Genomic DNA, 17,024 nt, shown 5'->3' with positions numbered 1-17,024 from the left:
AACCCCTTTCGCTTTAATTAAAAATAAAAAAATTTGCATTTAAAAATTTGAATTCAAGTTATTAAGTTTGAAATAAATTTTTTCTTTTGTTTCTTTGTTAGTATGTTCTAATTTTAAAGGAAAAGTATCTTTAATTCTTTTAATATTTTCAATTAAATCTATTTCACTATTCCCAAATACCAACAAAAAGAATGATTTTTTATATTTAAAATTTTCTAAAATTTCAAATTCTTCGAGTTTTAATTTTAACATATATTGCTTAAATTTATTTTCTTCTTTTTCAATTTTATTAATTAGAAATTGTTTTTGTTTAGAAAAGTCATTAGGATAATTAATATAAATTAATTTTACATCATTACTATAAGATAGATAAAAATTTGAATTTTTATCTATCAAACTTTGTTTAAAATCAGGATTTATATTATTTAAATTTAAAGGTACGATTTCTAAAATTTCAATAAAACTGCCATCTTTATGTTTTATAAATTTATTATCTTTAATTGATAAAAAATCTATATAATCTAAAGTTGACTTTTTTATTTTTTTTCTAAATTTTTTTTCTTTTTTAATTAATTCTTTATATTCATTCTCTTTCATTTCTTCATTTAATTTATCAATAGTTACAACAGTTTTTTTATATCTTTTTTTAAAAAATATAATACTTGTAATTATAGTTTTATCAGGGTTATTAGGACTTGGTAAAAGTAGTAAAAATGTAAATATCATTCCAACAAAAACATAAAAAAATTTAATCAATAAATTTTTTAAAAATAATGAAGTTATTGATAATACAATAATAGATACTAAAAGCCATATAATAGTTTCAAGATATAAAAATTTTGTGAATTTTTGTTTTATAGCAATATTTTTATTTATTTTATACATTATTTTATCTCCTAATCTTTTTTATTAATTTTATCCCAAAAATCATTTTTATCATTTATATTTTTATCTTTATAGTAGTCATTTTTTAAATTTTCAGAACGATTTTCTTTTATTTCTTCCCAAACATTACTATTTTCAGTAAAATTTTCTCCGTTATTATTATTATTATTGTTTCTATAACTATTTATATCTTCAGTATTAGTTCCACCTTTTACATCAAATTCAAGTCCAGGTGTATTATTATCTGTTCCTGTATTGTTATTTCTTTCATTCGTTCCGTTTCTATAACTATTTATATCTTGATTTGAATTGTTTTGATCCAATTTATTTGTAAATTGTTCATTTGTATTATTGTCTGTTCCTGTATTGTTATTTCTTTCATTATTATTTTCATTAGTATTATTTTGATTACTTTTATTATCACTATGAGAGCTTGTTAAGTTTTTCAAATGACTTAAAGTATATAACCAACTACTAAGGCTAGTACTACTATGACTACTTTGTATTCCAAACGCTTTTTCTATTAAACTTGAACCTTTAAATACACCTGCAGTAGCTCCGGCAATAATAAAAATTTTCTGAACAGAATTAATTGAAGCATCAATAGAATTTACAAAAATCAAAAATTGTGAGTATATATGAATTGAAATGTAAGTTACAACTATTGTCATATAACAAATACCAATCTCACGAATTATAACTTTTCTTTTTTCTCCTGTTTCTACATCGGTAGATAATACTAAAGGAGATACAATTTTATTATATCCTAGTTCATAAATTAATTTAGAGATAGTAAAACCACTTTTTAAATATACAATTAATAGTAAAATCATAAATACTACACCATATATAAAGTTAAATTTCCAACGATAATACCCCTCAACTCTAAAACTCGGAACTAAACTGCCGTTTTCTGTAATTTTTTCAATTTCTTTATCATATCCTACAAGCCTGTATTCTAATACTTTATGAATAGGAACTCTATCTTTTAGAAGCATAGAATTGATTTTAATTCTTTTTAAATCGTCTATATGTAGGCTGTTTCCCTCAATTTTTTTAATATCTTTAAAATCTTTATCAACTAAATTTTCTTTAATATCAGTAAACATATTTTTAAAAACATTATCTACTATAGTTTCTTTACTCTTTTGTGCATTTTCTTTGTATCCTCCAAGTTTCCAAGAGTCAGGAAGATTAGTAATATCACTAGAATTAAAACTTTTAATAAAATTAAGTCCGGCTACAGTTAATTCTGAAGCTTTTGTCATAGCAAAAGGTAAAGAAGCAATTAAAACAGCTGAAATAATCGCATTTTTTATTATATCTTTATTTAATTTCATAGATAATATTGATTTTATTGAAGCAATAATAATATATAAAACTATTATTGAACCTGTAACTAATGCAACTTTGCTATATATTCTATTTATGGAATCAAACTTAAAAAAATAATTAATTCCAGCAATAGAATCAAAAAATTCATAAGCTAAACTTGTTATATAATATAATCCTTTTAAAATTGAAAAGCCTATCCACCTGAATATATCAATTATAAAACTTCTTTCTGTTAAATATTCAAAGTATTTATATAGTATATCTGCTATTTCAGTTTCAGTAAAACTTCTTAATAAAAAAATTAAATTCATAGAATTTTCCCTTCTTTTTTTATATTTTTATAGTATAATCTTTTAAATTTATTTTATCTTGATTTCCATATAGTTTATCTAAAACATAGTTTATATCAACATTCGTATCAAAATATTCGTTAAGATATTCAAAACGTGGTTTCAATTCCATTTCCCCTCTATTAAAAATAGGATATGGAATTATTTTTCTTCCTTTCAAATCTGTTCTTTTTAGAGTTCTTAAAATGATCGTTTCATTTTGTGGAATTTGTAAAACGTCTTGTGGTAAAATTATTCTTTTATTTGTTGCTGAAGAACTTTCTTTTTTTGAAATATCCATCATATTTCCAGATTTACTCGTTTTTATTATAGTTTCATCACCACATTTTTCTGAAATTTCTTTAGCAGTTTCTTTATCGTTTGTTGCAATAAAGATTGTGTTTGAACAATTATTTTTTATAATTGTCCCGGATTCTTTATATAATTCTTTAAGTTGTAAAAAAGATTGAATTACAATAATAAATTTAATTCTTTTTGATAAAGACATAGTAACCATATTAGATAGATTTTTGATAACAGGTAATTGTCCTAATTCTTCCAAAACAACAAATACATCTCTATCACAAGCCTTATTTTTATTTAAAGTTGCCTTTTTTGCTAATACAAAATATGCTTGTTCTATAAATAAAGTTGCAATCATATTTTTTGATTTATCAAAGTCAGGAATTCCTAAAAAAATAGCTTTAGGTTTACTCTTTTCTATATTTTCAATTAAGGTTATATTTAGATTAATAAATTCTAATAGATATTCATTAGATAATTTATAATTAATTTGTTTTATTAAAGTATCTTCAGTTTTGTATATTATTCCATCATTAGTATTCATTTTATAGCTAATATCCAATTTACTAATTAAGTAATTTAAAATTATTTCATAGTCTTCAGTATTTGATAGAAATTCTTTTGAATAAGAAAAATCATTTATATCATTTAATGAAATTGTTAAATTAATTTTTTTAGTAGTAATATTATTAAAATCAAATTTTATCCCTATTTTTTGCCCTTTGCTTTTAATTAAATTTTTTATTTCATTATATCGATCTTTATCTTGAATTATTGCTTTAAAAATAATCTTTTTTTCGTTTAAAATTTCATTTATTAAGCAGTTTTCAACGTTAAAAGATAATTTATATTTTTCTTTTATAAATCCAATTTCTTCAAAATCAATAGTAGATTTTGAAGTTAAAATAGCAATGTCTTTATTAGTAAAAAGACGTAATTTAGATTTAAAAGTAGCTAACACTCCGAGCCTTGTTTTACCTGGAGTATCTGAAAAAGTAGAATACATTAATCTAGGTTGATAATCTAAATCGTATTTTGCAAAATGTTCATCTAATTTATAACCTACATTATCTTCATTATTATCTAAATGTTTATTTCCAAATTCGTCATAACTATAGGAAGTCATCATATCAATAACAAATTTTACAACTGAATATATACAAACTTTGTTTTCTTCTCCTTTTTTAAAACTTTCATCAATTAAATTTAATGTAACACCATTAAATAAAGATATACTAGCTTCAATCCAAAATTCTTCTTTAGGCGTAATATTTTGTTTAAATATCTGATTTGAAACACTTTCTAAAACAGTTATAGCTTCTGTTTCATTTCCTTTTTTCCATTCGTCAATTACTAGCTGTAAAGGATTAAATTTAATACCACGTTCAGGGTTAATTAAATTTAAGATTCCAACATCGTAATCTCTTTTAATTAAAGTATTATATGATGCTGAAGCAAGTTCAAGTTTTGGGTCATTAGATAAAAACGAAGGTTTATTTTCTGCTCTTGTTATTGTATCTAGTGTTGGAAAAAGCCAAAGTTCTCCTTTTCCACTTCTTGACATTCCTATTAACAAATTGTGTACTGGAGAATCATCAATAAATATATTATTTTTGTATCTACTTATAACTACACCAGGATTACCTTTATATTCTTTTTCTAAATCAGGAATTGCTTTATATTGTTCTTGAATTTCTTTTAAAGTTGTAAATCTATTAGTTCCGTGTTGACCTTTATTAATTCTTTTTTCATCAATTTTTTTAGCTATAAAATATCTTAAAAAAATTAATATAAATATACTAAAAATTATTAAATTAACTATCGAAAAAGTGGTTGTAAATTTTATATCTAAAAATGCTTTTATATATTCAAATTGTAAGTTATTATTTTTAATTTTTTTTATAAAAAAATTTGTTGAATAAATTAAAAAATTTGAAAAAGACATAACACAAAAACATAAAAATCCACTTAAAAACAAAAGCAAAATTTTATTTTTTTTCATATTTTTTACCTATTATTCATTTGATTTTAAAAATTCTTTTATTTCTTCACTTTCTAAAATTTTTCTCATTTCTTCATTAGTTAAAACTATACCTTTTTTCATTTTTGTATGAGATTTATTCCATTCTCTAATATCAAGTTTATATTCTCTCCCGTTCCAACTTACTAAATTTACTTCTTTATTCCATTCTTCGCTTTCTGTTAATGTTATTAATGTTTCTTTTATATCAAATTTTATTTCTGCCATATTTTTTTAATTCTCCTATCTTTCAAAAATTTTTTCTTTTTTTATACTTTTTTCAATCATATTTTGTTTTTTTTTAATTAATAATTCATTAGGATCTTTAACATTATCTAAAAGAATATTTGTCATATTTTTGACTTTTAAATTACGATTAAGTTTTTCAAGATTTTCAGCTATTATTTTACTTGCTTTTATTCCAGCCTCATCATTATCCATTAATAAAAAAATATTTGTATTTTTAATATTATTTTCTTCAATATGATGAATTAATCCTTTGTCAGTTGTTGCTGGAATTGAAATATAATTAAATTTATTTCCAAACATTTCATAACAAGAAATAGCATCAATTTCTCCTTCACAAACCAAAATATCTTTAGCTTTATTATTAATAACAAAGGGGTAATTTTTATCTCCACCTTTTGACGCAAAAAATTCTTTTGTATCAATTCTCCTTTTAGTAATATTTTTCCATTGTCCTTCTTTATTTGTTGCAAAAAAACAAATATTATCTAATTTATCAAAAGCTAAAACTTTATGATTTTTAATTAATTTCCAAACTGTTGAAGGTTCAATTTTTCGCTCATTTTTAAAATAATTTATCATTTTTGATAAATCAGTATTAAAAGGTGGAACTTTTAATTTTATCTCTTCTTGTTTTTCTCTTTCTTCTAAAAAACTTTTTTGTTTTTCTGAACTATTTTTTTTAAAATAATTTAAATTATTTTTATTATAGTTATAATTTTTTTTATAGTTTTCAGGAGTATAAAAACCTTTATTAATTAAATATTTTTTTGCTTCAGGAAAAGTCATATTTTTTACAAATTGTACTAAATTAAAACTACTTCCTTTTACATTTATTTCATTAACTTTTGAATACCAACAAAAAGAATTTGTATCAGTCCAAAACCTCAAACTATCGTGTGTTTTGTCTTTGTAAATATTGTTGCTAACAGGGATAGGATTAAATCCTAAATCCCTAGCAACATCTAAAATATTTATTTTACTACTATCTTCATAGCTCATATTTAATCCTCAAAAAAATTTTTATAAACCACTCGCTTTTATAGCACTTTCGTATATAATGGCAATTGTTTTTGCACCTACTCCTATCGCAACTGCAATTACAATTCCAATATAAACTTTTTTTGCTGTTGACTTATATTCAGCACCCATTAAAGCCCAAACAATAGAATTAATAATTGATGCTAAAATTCCAGCTGGAATGACAATTACTACAAACCAATCTATTAACCAATTTATTAAATTTACAAAAGGATTAGCTTGACTATTAACTGCATCAGTAGTTTTTTTTGCAAATAAAATTATATTTGATAAAATAGTATTTTTCATAATTATTTATTTTCTCCCTTTATAATTAGTAAATCTTTTTCTATCATTTCATTAAGTAATTCCTGATGTTTTTCAGCTAACCAATCATTATATTTTATATTATTTTTAGCTAAATACATTTCTACTAAATTTTTAATTCCTTTTTTATTACTCTTAATTTTATTATCTTTCTTATCAGTCATTTTTTTTATCTCCTTATTCTTTTCTTCTTCAGTTTGTTTTTTTTGTTCTTTTTCAAGTTCTTCAGCTTTCGCAAGTTCTATTTTTTCTTTTTCTTCTTGCTCTTTCTTTGCTTGTTCTTCAGCTTTTAGTTTTTCTTCTTCAATATGCTTATTTAAGTCAAAATTTTTATTAAACATTTTTTTCTCCTTTCAATTTTTCAATTTTTAAATATTTAAATTTTTTTAGCTTTAAAACGCTTTATTTTGCATTAAAAAAATTTTTTAATGCTATGATATGCCTTTAATTAAAAATAAAAAATATTAAATTATCTTTCAATAATTTTTTCGTTCTTTTTTGCTTTAAGTTCTTTAGATTTTATTTTTTCTTTTTTAACAAAATCTAATCTATTTTTTTGTTCAAAATCTAGATTAAATTTAATTCCTTTTTGTTCTAAAGATTTTATAATTTCAAAATTTTTTAGTGTTCTAATAGGATTATTTATTAAATTAATTTCTTTTAAATTTTTGAATTTAATTAAATGTTGTATATCTTCTAAAGAATTATTTTGTATATCTATTTTTTCAATTTTGTCATAATCTTTAAAGGACATTAATTCATCAATATTTTTTAATTTAATACGTTCATCTATTTTTAAATTTTTTAAAGTTTCATTTAAGCAATAATTATAATGATTATTTAAAACTACTTCAGGAATTTTATTAAAACCCTCATCAGATAAAACTATACTTCCTATTAATTTTTTATCAAATATTGCTAGAGCATCAAGCAATTTATCAGTTACTAATTCATCTTCTTGACTTTGAATTAAATTTCCTGAAGGGTGGTTATGATACATAATGTATGATGTATCTTTACTATCAAAAACATCTTTCATAATTCTATTAAAAGGAATTATTGCAGAATTATGTCCACCACTCGAATATTCCTTTATAGAAGAAATATTATAATTTTTATCTAAAGCAATTAAACCCATTTTTTCATATTCTAAATACTGATATGGAAGTCTTAAACTTTCTAAAATTTTATCTTCATTTAGAAAATAATTTAAACCTATATTTTCTTGTTTTACATAGTAATTAATAAAATCATCATAGCCTTTTAATTTTGTTAAATCTTTATAAAATTCTTGATTTTCTTTTCTAAAAAATTCTTTTTCTTTTATGTTTTTTAAATATTTCTCATAAGTTTTATCAAAATCGTTTTGAATTTTTATAGGATATTCATCATACATTTCATTAACTACAAACTCATTATTTATTTTTATGAAATCTCTAACTTTGAAATCTAGATTATTAAACATATCCTTTAAGTTTTTGGCTCTTAATTCCATAATTTCTGTATTATCTATTGAATTATATGCTATTAATACACCACTTAAAGATTTTGTATTTAATTCTTTAAAAACTTCCTTCATATCTATTTTTTTATTTAAGTCAATTTTTGTTCTTGATACTAAATTTAAATGAGTATCTACACCTGATATAAAAATTTCATTTTTATTAGGCAAAAACTCATTAAGAGTATAATTTGCAAAAATTTTAGGACTATTAATTTTTTTTAAATTTCTTTCTACTTTTCTTTTAGAAAATTCAATAAATTCTTTTAATTCTTTAACTTTTTCATCATTATTTTTTAATAGTTTATATAGTTCAAATTTATTTTTTACATTAAAATATTCATAAAGAGTTTTATCAGAATTTTTTTCTTTTTTAATTAATTTTTCTTCTTTTTCACCTAAAAGTAAATTATTTTCAATGTCTTCTCGAAGATAATTAAAAAATTGTTTATTTTCTAAATCATCTTCCCCTACATCAATTCTTATATGTTCAACCGTTTTATTATTTATGATATGATCAAAATAAAATTTATAACTACCTTTTTCCTTCAAACTAAATTGTTTATCTAAAATTTTTATTTTATCAATTAATTCAGGAGTTATAATTTCATTAGCAAAATTTTTTATTTTTTCATCAGTTTCATTAAATTCAACTATCCAAAAATTATTTTTTTCTTTATCCATAATCAACCTCAAAATTATTTTTTAAAAAGAGAGATTAAAAAATCTCTCTATCTAATTTTCTTCTTGTTTTTTAATCTTTAATAAAACAAACCCAGCACCTAATCCACTAACTAATAGCAAAGCACTAAAAATCATACTTGAACTATATAAGTTAGTTTTTGGCATTAATTGAATTTTATCATTATACAAAACTTGCTCAATAGTTGCACCGTCTTCAGTTACATTGATTTCTAAAGTTTTTGTTGCTTTTACATAGCCAACTGGTGCGATTGTTTCTTCTAAAATATATTTTCCATATCTTAACTTTGTTTTAATTTTTCCGTTTTCGTCAGTCTTGCCTTTAAAAACAACTTCGCCATTTTCATTTTTTATCACAACTTCACAACCAGGTAATGCTTGTTTTGTTATTGTGTCTTGTTTTGTTAGTTCATAATTAGATACAATAGGTTGATTCCATAAAATTTCTTTGATTTCTGCACCATTTTCTGTTACATTAATTTTTCCAAATTTTTCAGCTTTAACATAGCCAACTGGTGCGATTGTTTCTTTGTAAATCCATTCTCCATAAGTTAATTTAATTTTAATTTTTCCGTTTTCGTCAGTTGTTGCTGTCTTTTTTTCTTTTGTTTTTGTGTTTTCAAATTCAACTGTCGCACCAGGAACATTTTCCATATTCATTGTATCTTTTTTTGTTAATTCAACTTCAGTTGTAATTTTATCATTATTAATTTTTCTTTCTTCAACAACTTTTTCAACTGTTTGATTTTTATATTCTAAATTAAATTCAGTATCTTGATTATTCTTGTCTATAAAATAGCCTTCAGGTGCTTTTATTTCTCTTAAAATGTACTTGTCTAGTTCTAGACTATCAATAGCAAGTTTCCCTTCAGAATTTGTACCAAATTTTCCGATTAGGTTAGATTTATCAACTGAATTTTTATATAATTCAAATTCAGCTCCAGCAAGACCTTTTCCAGTACCTTTATCAACTTTTAAAACCCTTATTTCTCCTTTAGCCTTTTTATTAGTGAATTTTAATTCAACATTTCCACCATTTGTAACCTTAAAAGTCTTTATTTCATCAGATTTTATATAAGGTGCTGGTACAAATTTTTCTCTTACATAAACTGTTTTGCCTTGTAAAGCCCAGTCATCTAATTTAGTAAATCCGTTCTCATCAGTTGTATATTCATAAACTGTACTACTTTTAAAATCTTCACTATAACACATTTCAAAAATTGCACCTTTGACTTTTTCACCATTTTCCCCTACTTTTAAAATTTTAGTTTGGGTAGGCTTTTCAACTTGAATATTTATTGAAAAAGGAATAGGGTCTAATCCTAATCGTAGTTTACTTACTTTTTGTGAACCTGATTTTGTATAAACAAGTGTTATTCCTTTAGCTTCGTCATATCCAGCCGGTTTTTTTCTTAATTTAACTTTTCCATCTTGTGAATTTTCTGTTATTTTTATATTAATTTTTCCATCTTCAGCCCAAACAGATGAACCATTTGCACTTTCTACATATGAGCCACTAATTTTATTTTCTCCGTCAAGTGTAATAGTATCTCCTATTTTTCCTTTAATTGTTGTTTTATTCCAACTAGGAACACTTAACCAGTTATTAATATCTTTTTGAACATTTTTTAGCCAACTTTCATAATCTGCTTGTCTATCATTTGCTCCTTTGCTTGAACCAACTTTTACGGAATATCCAAGAGCTTCCCAAATTGCTATTTGAGTATATGCTCTATTTCTATCTCCTTTTCCGTTGAGAATATATCCAAAATGATGAATAAGTTCTATTTTATCTTTCTGTTCATCTGTTAAAACGCTTGAAATGTTTCCTTCACTAAATCCTGAACCATTTTTAAAGACATGCTCAGGATCTATGCAAAAAACATCTTCTCCGTCTATTTTTAATCTATCCATTTGACCGTGTGTGCCACCAGCAACACTATAAAAATATCCTGGTATCCAACTTGAAGTACCAGTTTCAGCTCTTAAACTAGGTATAATTGTTATAAAACTAATTAAAAATGCTAGAATAAAAGCTGATACTTTTTTGTAATTTTTTTTGATTTTATCCATTATAAAATCCTCCTTTTTTGATTTTTTTTATATAAAAAAATGAGAAGTATTTTTTTACTTCTCATTAATTTATTTTTTTATTTATTTTATTTTCTAAAATTCACAGTCCAACCAATTTGTCCATTTCGTTTACATTGTGAAGTTGAAAATCTTCTATAACCTGATTTACTCCAATTACTATCGTCATTCTCAAGTTGAGCAAATGCCCAATTATCAGCTTCGCTTTTTGAAGAAAAAAATCTTCCAGAGTTTCCTAAAACGGTAGGATAGCCATCTCCTTCAACTTCAAAAGTATTATCTTTATTTGAATTGTTGTTATTATTGTTATTATCTTTTTTCTTATTTTTCTTTGAATTTTCAGTCTTTTTTGAAGTTGAATTACTATTTTTTTGAGTTTCTTTCTTTATTGAATTTGATTTGTTTTCTACAAAATTATCTTTTTCTCCTTTATCAACTTCAGCTTTTTGTTGCTCTACTTTTGCCTTTTCTTCTTCAGCTTGTTTTTGTTTTTCTTTTTCTAGTTCTTCAGCCTTTTTCTTTTCTTCTTCAGCTTTCGCAAGTTCTATTTTTTCTTTTTCTTCTTGCTCTTTCTTCGCTTGTTCTTCAGCTTTTTCTTTTTCAATTCTAGCCTGGTCTATTTTTTTTTGCTCTTGTACTCGTGAATTTAAGTAAAATCCAGCACCAGCTAAAATTGTGAATGCTAGAATTGAAAAACATATAACTTTATTTTTTTTTGACTTAAAAAAATTTTGTAGTGTTGTTTTCATTTTTAGACCTCCTTAATGTCAAAAAATTCATTAAATTTTAAACTTTATAATAAATTTAGAATATTTATATGCCTTTAATTAAAAAAATAAAAATAAAGGCGTTTTTATTCTTCTTGTTCTTCAACAAAAGCTAAAAATTCTTTTAAATCTTTAGCAAGTTGATTTTCAGGATTATTTTTAATCCACTCAAGTAATTCTTCAAAATCATTAACACCTATATCTTTCATTAGTTCTTCAAAATTATTCATAAAAACCTCCTTGTATGGTATAATATATTATATTATAAAACATTATAAAAAAAAAGAAATTCATTATATATTTTTAAATTAATTAAAATAAAAAAATATAATATAATATAATATAATGCCAATTTTCACAACTTTATAGTTTTGCGAAAATATAATAAAATTTTAAGGAGATACTATAATGGAACATTTTAATGATTGTCCAACTATATTAGATGACTACTTGAATTATTTATTAACCATAAAAGGACGTTCTACTCTTACTGTTAAAGAATATTATTATGATTTAAAAAGATTTTTGAAGTTTATAGTTATGAGAAAAAAATTATTCGGTTATAATTTAGATTCTGATATAGATTCTGTTTGTATTTTATCAATTAACAAACGTGATATACTAGATATTGATATAACCGATTTACATGCATATATTTCTTTTTGTGATTCATACTTTAATGATTCTACTAAAACTAAAGCAAGAAAAATATCTGCTATAAAATCATGGTTTAAATACTTGCATAATACTGTTGAATTAATTGATAAAAACCCTTCAGAAAAATTAGAATTACCAAAATTACAAAAAAGAAATCCTGTATATTTGACTTTATCTGAATCAGAAAAAGTCATTAATTCTATAAAAGGTGAAAATAATGAGTTTAACAGAGCAAGAGATTTATGTATAATATTAATTTTCTTAACATGTGGTCTAAGAATTTCTGAACTAACTGGTATAAATATAGAATCTATTAAAGATGATAAATTAACTGTTATTGGAAAAGGTGATAAGGAAAGAACTGTTTTTCTAAATGAAAATTGTATTTATGCAATAAAAAGTTACTTAAAACTTAGGCCTGTAACAAAAGATACAAATGCCCTATTCTTAAGTTCACATAAAAAAAGAATTTCCAATAGATCTATTCAATTAAGATTAAAAAAATATATTGAATTAGCTGGACTGAATCCAAAAATTTATACTCCTCATAAATTAAGGCATACAGCAGCAACACTTATGTATAAATATGGAGATGTAGATATTAGAACTATTCAGAGTATTTTAGGTCATACGAGTGTAGCTACAACACAGATATATACCCACTTGGATGATGACGATATAAAAAAAGGAATTTCAAAAAATCCTATTTCAAAGTTAAAAATATAATATTATTGAATCAAAAAAAGACAAGTTCATTACTTGTCTTTTTTATTAAACTCTTGAAAGATATTCATTTGTTCTAGTATCAATTTTTATTTTATCACCATTATTTATAAATAAAGGTACTGTTATAACTGCTCCTGTTTCAACTTTGGCAGGTTTGTTTGCACCAGTTGCTGAATCACCTTTAACACCAGGTTCAGTTTCTACAACTTCAAGTTCTACAAAATTTGGTGCACTAACATTAAATGCTTTTCCATCATGAAATCTTATTGTAGCATTGTCATTTTCTCTTAAATATAGTAGAGCATCTTCTACAACATCAAAGTTCAATGGTAATTGTTCATAAGTTTCTGTATCCATAAAGTAATATAACTCACCATCTGAATATAAATATTGCATCTCTTTAGTTTCAATTTTTGCAACTTCATATTTATCATTTGGGTTAAAAGTCATTTCTCTAGAACCACCATTTTTTACTGATTTTATCTTAGTTCTTACAAAAGCAGCACCTTTTCCAGGTTTTACATGTTGAAAATCTATAATTTGGTATACATCTCCATCCATTTCAAATGTAGTACCTTTTCTAAAATCTCCTGCTGAAATCATTATTATTCCTCCTATTTTAATAAATAATCTAAAAAGTATTATAACATATTACATTAAAAATATCTATATTTTTGCTCATTATTAATCATTTTTTTCTTTTTCAATAGTTTCTTTTACTTCTTTTTTTGTTCCTACTTTAACAATTTGTTTTTTTGGTTTGTAATAATCACTATTTAATAATTCTGCTTTTCCATTTCCTTTTTGTTTATATGATGAGCCCCTATAACCTGGAAATCCCTTTTCAACTACGACTTTCTTTCCTTCTGGTAAACTTGGATCCGGAACTTCCTCTATAGGCATTGGAATTCGAGAAACATCAGTAGTAAATAGTTTAATATCATAATTTTTCTTATCTGTATCACCCAATATTCTAAAAGTTATTTCCCCATTTGAAACATAACTAGTTATAACTATAGGAAAATCAAATGTATTTTGAAATTTCAAATCACTAGAAACCTTCATAGTACATTGCATCTAAACCAATAGTACAATAAGGTACCCTCATTGAATGTTGATTTCGTTCAACTATTTTTAAATCAGATTTAACTAACGCTTGATATAAGGTAGAACTAACTTGGCAAATTCCTCCTCCTATAGAATCTACTATCTTACTATTAATAAATGTTCCTGCAGGCTTATAACCTGTATTTTTAGATACTTCCCCTAACTCTTTTGAAAAAGAGAATGTTTCTCCTGGATTTACTACAAATTCATTAATTTTATTTGCTGCGATTTTTATATTATTATTTCTATTAGGCTGATTATCAAATTTAGTAGTTGCTTCTCCTATTACACCTTTGACTGATGATAACAATGTTTTATCAATCTTTTTATATTCTGTAACAATAGTTGGTATTTCTAAATCAAATTTCACAGGAACTGTATTAAAATTATCCAATATTTTTTCACTCTCAACTTTTAATCCAACTTTACCATCCACAACTGATATTTTTCCTTCAGAAAAAGAAAATTTTTCATCTATTGGTTCAGAATTTATTTTTTCAGAAATTTCGGTAATAATGCTATTTAATTTTGATAAATCAAAAGTAGACTTAATATCATATTTTTTAGGATTTTTTAATAAGTTCTTTAAAGTTTCAATTCTTTCATCATCTGATCCTGATCTACCAATATTAAATGCTTCATTGACTAATTTTTCATAATCATATGAGAAATCTATATCTTTTGGAACAAATTTCTTAGTATAACTATCATGTTTTAATGTAAATTCATTACTTATTTCTAAACTTTGTTTAATTTTTTCAATTGCTTCCTCTTTAGTTAAATCTTTCAGATCAATATTATTAATATAAATTCCTTCATAAATCTTATCATACGTTAAAAGTTCTTCTCTTTTTAAATTTTTAGTATACCCCTTAGCGTTGCTTAATGGATTTCTATTAAGCAAAATATAACCTGATATTGTTCCTATTAAAAATATTCCTAATATAGCAAATATTTTAATATATTTTTTCATATATCCTCCTACAAATTTTTATAATATAAGCATTCAGAATTTATTATACATTTTTCACAATTTGGTTTTCTTGATTTACATACTCTTCTTCCATGAAAAATAAATAAATGATGAGCTTTATTCCATGTATTTTTCTTTAGCTTCTTCATTAATGCAAATTCAGAATCTAAAACATTACCTTCATTTATAATTCCTATTCTATTTGTAACTCTAAAAACATGAGTATCAACTGCAAGTGATGGAATACCAAAGGCACAAGATCTAACTACATTTGCCGTTTTTCTCCCAACGCCTGGCAACGTGGTTAGAGATTCCATATCACTCGGAACTGTAGAGTTGTATTTTTCTACTAAAATTCTACAGGTTTCTAAAATATTCTTACTCTTTGAATTATAAAAACCACAACTGTGTATATATTTTGATAAATCTTCTATATTTAAAGTTAAAAATTCTTCAGGAGTTTTAAAATCTCTAAATAATTTTTCAGTAACCTTATTAACTCTAACATCAGTACATTGAGCAGATAATATAGTTGCTATCAACAGCTCGAAACTATTAGAAAAATTAAGTTCTGGTTTTGCATCAGGATATAATTTTTCTAATTTTTCCATTACAATGTTTATTTTTTCTTTTGATAAACATTTCAAAACATTCACTCCAATATCATATTATAATTTATCAGTTATAGTTTTTTCATAAAGTGTAAAACTATAACTATTATACCATAATTTATATAAAAATACTTTTAAATCATTATAAATTTATATATTTTTTATCATAAAATGTATTTAAAACATTAATTAATGCAATCTTCGTTTGATAAAAATTTAACCCACCTTGATAATACACATTATAAGGTTCTCTTAATGGTCCATCAGCACTTAATTCAATGCTTGAGCCATCTATAAAGCTTCCTGAAGCCATAATAATTTTATCAGAATATCCTGGCATATCCCATGGATATGGAACAACATGGCTATCTACACAACAAAATTCTTGTATAGCTCTGCAAAAATCTATAACTTTATTCTCATCATTTAAAGTAATTACTTGAATAATATCGCTTCTTTTTTCATTATATTTAGGAATTGTTTTATATCCTAACTTTTCAAAAATATATGATACTAATATTGCACTTTTTACTGCTTCTAAAACTATATGAGGCGCAAAGTATAATCCTTGAATAATTGCTCTTGTAGTACCAAAACTTACACCTACATGCTTTCCAAGACCTGGAGAAGTAAGTCTATTAGAAATAGATTCTATAATATCATTAGAGTTTGAAACTATGTATCCTCCATTTAAAGTGATTCCTGCACCTAAATTTTTTAATAATGATCCTACAACTATGTCGGCACCAACTTCTAGAGGTTCCTTTTTTTCTACAAATTCACAGTAGCAATTATCAATCATTATAATAATATCTGGAAACCTTGATTTTATTTTATTAATAACTGTTTCCAATTCACTAATTGAAATACATCTTCTACTGCTATAACCAGGAGATCTTTGAATAGCTAATAATTTAGTCTTTGAATTGATTTTAGATAATACAGTTTCTACATCAATTTCATTATTTACTAAATCAACTTTATCATACTTTATTCCATAATCAAGTAGTGTTCCTTTTTCTTCTCCACTAATACCTATAACCTTTAAAAGCGTATCATAAGGAGTTCCAGTTATATAAATAAACTCGTCTCCTGGTAATAAATTTCCCTGCAATGCTAAAGAAATTGCATGAGTTCCACAAGTTATTTCTTGCCTTACAATAGCATCTTTTGCTTTAAAGATGTCGCAATATATCCTTTCTAATTTCTCTCTTCCAATATCACCGTATCCATATCCTGTTGTCCAAGAAAAATCAGTAGCGGATAATTTTTGCTTTTTAAATGCATTTAAAACTTTTAATTGATTATATTCTTCTATTTCTTTTAAAGTTTCAAATTCTATTTCTATTTCCTTAGAACATTTGTTTACAAAATTAATAATTTTAGAATTAAAATTAAAATCAGTATCTAAATATTTTTCCAAT

17 protein-coding genes are annotated in these 17,024 nt (G+C 23.8%); 1 reads left to right on the top strand and 16 read right to left on the bottom strand.

What is annotated here, in order from left to right; translation table 11 throughout:
* Positions 1–39 precede the first annotated feature (39 nt).
* From WFJ11_RS03630 to WFJ11_RS03580, 11 genes are all read right to left on the bottom strand, one after another.
* The gene (locus WFJ11_RS03630) at positions 40–885 is read right to left on the bottom strand and encodes a hypothetical protein (RefSeq protein WP_338817738.1); all 846 of its coding nucleotides are present in this window, start codon (positions 883–885) and stop codon (positions 40–42) included.
* An 11-nt stretch (positions 886–896) separates the two neighbouring features.
* Positions 897–2,531, bottom strand: a complete 1,635-nt coding sequence (locus tag WFJ11_RS03625; protein ID WP_314938191.1) for a pLS20_p028 family conjugation system transmembrane protein — start codon at positions 2,529–2,531, stop codon at positions 897–899.
* 19 nt (positions 2,532–2,550) lie between these two features.
* Positions 2,551–4,854, bottom strand: coding sequence for a VirD4-like conjugal transfer protein, CD1115 family (locus tag WFJ11_RS03620; RefSeq protein ID WP_338817737.1), 2,304 nt, complete (start codon positions 4,852–4,854; stop codon positions 2,551–2,553).
* A 12-nt stretch (positions 4,855–4,866) separates the two neighbouring features.
* Complete coding sequence (locus tag WFJ11_RS03615; protein ID WP_314938186.1) at positions 4,867–5,100, bottom strand: YdbC family protein; 234 nt, start codon at positions 5,098–5,100, stop codon at positions 4,867–4,869.
* 15 nt (positions 5,101–5,115) lie between these two features.
* Positions 5,116–6,120, bottom strand: a complete 1,005-nt coding sequence (locus tag WFJ11_RS03610; RefSeq protein ID WP_338817736.1) for a toprim domain-containing protein — start codon at positions 6,118–6,120, stop codon at positions 5,116–5,118.
* A 21-nt stretch (positions 6,121–6,141) separates the two neighbouring features.
* Entirely contained in the window at positions 6,142–6,447 is a 306-nt protein-coding gene (locus tag WFJ11_RS03605; RefSeq protein WP_314938183.1) for a hypothetical protein, read from the bottom strand.
* Positions 6,448–6,449: 2 nt separating this feature from the next.
* Positions 6,450–6,806 carry a hypothetical protein gene (locus tag WFJ11_RS03600; protein ID WP_314938181.1) on the bottom strand — a complete coding sequence of 119 codons (357 nt, stop codon included), beginning with the start codon at positions 6,804–6,806 and terminating at the stop codon, positions 6,450–6,452.
* A 128-nt stretch (positions 6,807–6,934) separates the two neighbouring features.
* A complete protein-coding gene (locus WFJ11_RS03595; protein WP_338817735.1) occupies positions 6,935–8,650 on the bottom strand; it encodes a JAB domain-containing protein in 1,716 nt (571 codons plus the stop codon).
* A gap of 51 nt (positions 8,651–8,701) precedes the next feature.
* The gene (locus WFJ11_RS03590) at positions 8,702–10,741 is read right to left on the bottom strand and encodes a SpaA isopeptide-forming pilin-related protein (RefSeq protein ID WP_338817734.1); all 2,040 of its coding nucleotides are present in this window, start codon (positions 10,739–10,741) and stop codon (positions 8,702–8,704) included.
* Positions 10,742–10,827: 86 nt separating this feature from the next.
* Complete coding sequence (locus WFJ11_RS03585) at positions 10,828–11,508, bottom strand: hypothetical protein (protein WP_338817733.1); 681 nt, start codon at positions 11,506–11,508, stop codon at positions 10,828–10,830.
* A gap of 104 nt (positions 11,509–11,612) precedes the next feature.
* A complete protein-coding gene (locus WFJ11_RS03580; protein ID WP_314938172.1) occupies positions 11,613–11,756 on the bottom strand; it encodes a hypothetical protein in 144 nt (47 codons plus the stop codon).
* A gap of 178 nt (positions 11,757–11,934) precedes the next feature.
* Between WFJ11_RS03580 and WFJ11_RS03575 the strand changes: the two genes are divergently transcribed.
* Complete coding sequence (locus WFJ11_RS03575) at positions 11,935–12,909, top strand: tyrosine recombinase XerC (RefSeq protein WP_293439754.1); 975 nt, start codon at positions 11,935–11,937, stop codon at positions 12,907–12,909.
* A gap of 45 nt (positions 12,910–12,954) precedes the next feature.
* Here the strand turns inward: WFJ11_RS03575 and efp are convergent, their stop codons facing one another.
* From efp to WFJ11_RS03550, 5 genes are all read right to left on the bottom strand, one after another.
* The gene (gene efp, locus WFJ11_RS03570) at positions 12,955–13,512 is read right to left on the bottom strand and encodes an elongation factor P (RefSeq protein ID WP_009372767.1); all 558 of its coding nucleotides are present in this window, start codon (positions 13,510–13,512) and stop codon (positions 12,955–12,957) included.
* 81 nt (positions 13,513–13,593) lie between these two features.
* Complete coding sequence (locus WFJ11_RS03565; protein WP_338817732.1) at positions 13,594–13,974, bottom strand: G5 domain-containing protein; 381 nt, start codon at positions 13,972–13,974, stop codon at positions 13,594–13,596.
* A complete protein-coding gene (locus tag WFJ11_RS03560) occupies positions 13,961–14,989 on the bottom strand; it encodes a VanW family protein (protein ID WP_338817731.1) in 1,029 nt (342 codons plus the stop codon). The genes WFJ11_RS03565 and WFJ11_RS03560 overlap by 14 nt, the downstream gene beginning before the upstream one ends.
* 8 nt (positions 14,990–14,997) lie before the next feature.
* Positions 14,998–15,600 (bottom strand): endonuclease III, encoded by a 603-nt coding sequence (nth, locus tag WFJ11_RS03555; RefSeq protein WP_036715297.1) that lies wholly within the window; start codon positions 15,598–15,600, stop codon positions 14,998–15,000.
* A 142-nt stretch (positions 15,601–15,742) separates the two neighbouring features.
* Complete coding sequence (locus tag WFJ11_RS03550; RefSeq protein WP_338817730.1) at positions 15,743–17,023, bottom strand: aminotransferase class I/II-fold pyridoxal phosphate-dependent enzyme; 1,281 nt, start codon at positions 17,021–17,023, stop codon at positions 15,743–15,745.
* Position 17,024 lies beyond the last annotated feature (1 nt).

Source organism: Parvimonas micra (assembly GCF_037482165.1).
In the GTDB taxonomy this organism is placed as follows: domain Bacteria; phylum Bacillota; class Clostridia; order Tissierellales; family Peptoniphilaceae; genus Parvimonas.
The sequence above is the reverse complement of the archived record's forward strand: the minus strand, read 5'-3'. Positions and strand labels throughout refer to the sequence as shown.

Bases quoted from the DNA above. Each gene is read 5' to 3' on its own strand.
- WFJ11_RS03590 (WP_338817734.1), bottom strand. From the start codon at position 10,741: ATGGATAAAATCAAAAAAAATTACAAAAAAGTATCAGCTTTTATTCTA.
- WFJ11_RS03615 (WP_314938186.1), bottom strand. From the start codon at position 5,100: ATGGCAGAAATAAAATTTGATATAAAAGAAACATTAATAACATTAACA.
- WFJ11_RS03565 (WP_338817732.1), bottom strand. From the start codon at position 13,974: ATGAAGGTTTCTAGTGATTTGAAATTTCAAAATACATTTGATTTTCCT.
- WFJ11_RS03610 (WP_338817736.1), bottom strand. From the start codon at position 6,120: ATGAGCTATGAAGATAGTAGTAAAATAAATATTTTAGATGTTGCTAGG.
- WFJ11_RS03620 (WP_338817737.1), bottom strand. From the start codon at position 4,854: ATGAAAAAAAATAAAATTTTGCTTTTGTTTTTAAGTGGATTTTTATGT.
- efp (WP_009372767.1), bottom strand. From the start codon at position 13,512: ATGATTTCAGCAGGAGATTTTAGAAAAGGTACTACATTTGAAATGGAT.
- nth (WP_036715297.1), bottom strand. From the start codon at position 15,600: ATGGAAAAATTAGAAAAATTATATCCTGATGCAAAACCAGAACTTAAT.
- WFJ11_RS03560 (WP_338817731.1), bottom strand. From the start codon at position 14,989: ATGAAAAAATATATTAAAATATTTGCTATATTAGGAATATTTTTAATA.
- WFJ11_RS03630 (WP_338817738.1), bottom strand. From the start codon at position 885: ATGTATAAAATAAATAAAAATATTGCTATAAAACAAAAATTCACAAAA.
- WFJ11_RS03575 (WP_293439754.1), top strand. From the start codon at position 11,935: ATGGAACATTTTAATGATTGTCCAACTATATTAGATGACTACTTGAAT.
- WFJ11_RS03605 (WP_314938183.1), bottom strand. From the start codon at position 6,447: ATGAAAAATACTATTTTATCAAATATAATTTTATTTGCAAAAAAAACT.
- WFJ11_RS03600 (WP_314938181.1), bottom strand. From the start codon at position 6,806: ATGTTTAATAAAAATTTTGACTTAAATAAGCATATTGAAGAAGAAAAA.
- WFJ11_RS03580 (WP_314938172.1), bottom strand. From the start codon at position 11,756: ATGAATAATTTTGAAGAACTAATGAAAGATATAGGTGTTAATGATTTT.
- WFJ11_RS03625 (WP_314938191.1), bottom strand. From the start codon at position 2,531: ATGAATTTAATTTTTTTATTAAGAAGTTTTACTGAAACTGAAATAGCA.
- WFJ11_RS03595 (WP_338817735.1), bottom strand. From the start codon at position 8,650: ATGGATAAAGAAAAAAATAATTTTTGGATAGTTGAATTTAATGAAACT.
- WFJ11_RS03585 (WP_338817733.1), bottom strand. From the start codon at position 11,508: ATGAAAACAACACTACAAAATTTTTTTAAGTCAAAAAAAAATAAAGTT.